This window comes from Streptomyces sp. LS1784 (assembly GCF_020103755.1).
Lineage (GTDB): Bacteria > Actinomycetota > Actinomycetes > Streptomycetales > Streptomycetaceae > Kitasatospora.
Window position 1 is genome coordinate 1 of record NZ_JAHSQD010000909.1, and the last position, 2,118, is coordinate 2,118.

Sequence of the window (2,118 nt, forward strand, 5' to 3'; positions counted from 1 at the left end):
GTCGCGCCGGCCAGCACCCCGAGCGCGGCCGCCGCCGGCAGCCCCACCCGGGCCGCCTTGCGCCCGGTCCGGAAGTCCCGCACCCGCCAGCCCTGGGTCCGGGCGTGGCGCCGCAGTGCGCCGTCCGGGTTCACCACGTACGGGTGGCCGACCAGCGAGAGCATCGGGATGTCGTTGGCCGAGTCGCTGTAGGCGGCGCAGCGGTCGAGGTCGAGGCGCTCGCGCCGGGCGAGCGCGCGGACGGCGGCGGCCTTGGCCGGGCCGTGCAGCAGGTCGCCGACCAGCCGGCCGGTGTACCGGCCGTCCCGGGCCTCGGCGACGGTGCCCAGCGCGCCGGTCATGCCGAGCCGCCGGGCGATGATGCGGGCCACCTCCAGTGGGGCTGCGGTGACCAGCCAGACCCGCTGTCCGGCGTCCAGGTGCATCTGGACCAGGGCTCGGGTGCCCGGCCAGATCTTGTCGGCCACGACGACCTCGAAGATCTCCTCGCAGATCGCCTCCAGGTCGGCGGTGGGCTTGCCGGCCACGATGCCGAGGGCGGACTGCTTGGCGTCCGAGATGTGGTCCGGGTCCTCGGCGCCGTGCAGCCGGAACCAGGCCTGCTGCCAGGCGAACCGGGCGATGTCGCGGCGGGTGAGGAAGCCGCGGCGGTAGAGGCCGACGCCGAGGTAGAAGATCGCGGCGCCGCGCAGGATGGTGTTGTCGCAGTCGAAGAAGGCGGCGGCGCGGGGGTCGTCCCGGTCCGGGGTGTGGTTCTCGGCCGGGGCCTTGGGCGCCTTGCCGGGCTTGGCGGCGGCCGGCGCGTCCGGCTCGGCGGTGCCTTCCGGCCCGCCGGCGGGTTCCGGCTCGGGCTCGGCCCGCAGCGCCCCCTCGGCTGCCGCGGCTGCGGCTTCGCCGGCCAGGGCGTTCCGCTCGCTGCTGGTACGCCTCGCCTGGGTGAGCCTTCTGAGCACGGCCATGTCATCGAGGATAGCCAGCCGAGGGCGCGGCGGCCGTGACGGAGCCGTGCCCGCGAGGTGAACAGCTCCACTGGGTGCAGGGCGCCCCGGAGGCGGGTGGGCACCATGGCGGAGAATGGGGCGGTGAGCCCACTGCTGCGACGTAAGAGCCCCGAGCCCGCGGACCGGACCGTGACCCTGGTCGGCAAGCCCGGCTGTCACCTGTGCGACGAGGCCCGCGAGGTGATCCTCCGGGTGACGGGCGAGCTGGGGGCGTCCTTCGAGGAGCGGGACATCACCCAGGACGAGGAGCTGTACCGCCGCTACTGGGAGCAGATTCCGGTCACCCTGATCGACGGCCGCCAGCACGACTTCTGGCGGGTCGACGAGCGCCGTCTGCGCACCGCCCTCGGCGGTTGAGCGGGGCCTGACCGGGCGTTCGTCCGTGCACCGACCCCCCGCCACTCGGCGGGGGCGGTTCGCCGAATCGTTGCCGAAGACACTCCGTTCCGGCTTGGGGCGGGGCGGGTCGGTCGGCTTACGATCGAACGCGTTTGCGCCCGTGGGGGGCTGAGCACACGAGGAGTGCGCCATGCTTCCCGGTCCTGTCCCTGGGCCGCCCCGAGCCCTGGACGGCGACGGGGGCGGGGGCTTCGCCGTGGTGGACGTGGAGGCGACCGGCCGCAGCCCGTGGCGGCACCGGGTGGTCGAGGTCGCGGTGGTGCTGCTCGACGCGCGGCTGTGCCCCGAGGGGGAGTTCGCCACCCTGCTGGATCCGCTGGGCCCGGTCGGCCCGACCCATGTGCACCGGATACGCCAGTGCGACGTCGAGGGTGCCCCGCGCTTCCGCGAGATCGCCCCGAGGCTGTTGGAGCTGCTGGCCGGGCGGGTGCTGGTCGGCCACCACGTCAGCTGCGACCACGCCTTCCTGGATCGCGAGTTCGCCCGGATAGGGGTGCCGCTGCCGCCCGTCCCGCTGCTGTGCACGATGCGGCTGGCCCGCGCCCACCTGCCGGAGGCCCGCAGTCACGGCCTGGCGGCCTGCGCGGAGGCGGCGGGCCTCGGCTGGTACCCGGCGCACACCGCACTGGGCGACGCCCGGGTGACCGCCGAGCTGCTGCGGCACTGCCTGGGCGCCCCGTCCTGTCCGCCGGACGACTGGGCCGGCCCGCTGCGCGAG

Annotated in this window: 3 protein-coding genes; 2 read left to right on the forward strand and 1 reads right to left on the reverse strand. The window is 75.4% G+C overall.

The features are described 5' to 3' along the window. The coding region (locus KS423_RS44130; protein WP_224285311.1) for an HAD family phosphatase at nt 1–959 on the reverse strand (959 nt) is incomplete at its 3' end. Between the two features lie 105 nt (nt 960–1,064). On the opposite strand from KS423_RS44130, the gene KS423_RS44135 reads away from it, so the two are divergent. After that, entirely contained in the window at nt 1,065–1,358 is a 294-nt protein-coding gene (locus KS423_RS44135; protein WP_224285312.1) for a glutaredoxin family protein, read from the forward strand. A 172-nt stretch (nt 1,359–1,530) separates the two neighbouring features. After that, a partial coding sequence (locus KS423_RS44140; protein ID WP_224285313.1) for a 3'-5' exonuclease occupies nt 1,531–2,118 on the forward strand: 588 nt, incomplete at its 3' end.

What these genes read in the sequence shown, in the direction of transcription:
- KS423_RS44135 (WP_224285312.1), top strand. Translation starts at nt 1,065, where the DNA reads ATGGCGGAGAATGGGGCGGTGAGCCCACTGCTGCGACGTAAGAGCCCC.